This is a genomic window from Pseudomonas agronomica (assembly GCF_025917275.1).
Lineage (GTDB): Bacteria > Pseudomonadota > Gammaproteobacteria > Pseudomonadales > Pseudomonadaceae > Aquipseudomonas > Aquipseudomonas agronomica.
The window spans coordinates 1-298 of record NZ_JAOSHO010001112.1 but is presented as its reverse complement, the minus strand read 5'-3'; the positions used below and the strand labels follow the sequence as shown (position 1 = coordinate 298).

1 pseudogene is annotated in these 298 nt (G+C 60.7%); it reads left to right on the top strand.

Features of this window, described 5'->3' with window-relative positions:
* Nucleotides 1-159: 159 nt before the first annotated feature.
* A pseudogene (locus OC610_RS29145) lies at nucleotides 160-298 on the top strand (polyamine aminopropyltransferase); the annotation flags it as partial.

Sequence of the window (298 nt, the reverse complement as noted above, 5' to 3'; positions counted from 1 at the left end):
TCGCTTCGCTCGGCAGCTCCAGAGGCCAGCGGGAGCAAGCTCCCTCGGCTGCGTTGCGTCGTCAGACAGTTGAGGTTCGACCTGTCATCTCCAGCGTCGTAGAATGCGCGCCTTTGCGAGCCTCATTGGCCCACCGCGTATTGATTGGAGCACTTGACCATGACGACCACCCCGACCGGCGATTACCTGGAAACCCTCTACGAAGGCTATGGCCAGCGTTTTCGCATGGACAAGTTGCTGCACGAAGTGCGCACCGAACACCAGCACCTGGTGATCTTCGAGAACCCGCGCATGGGCC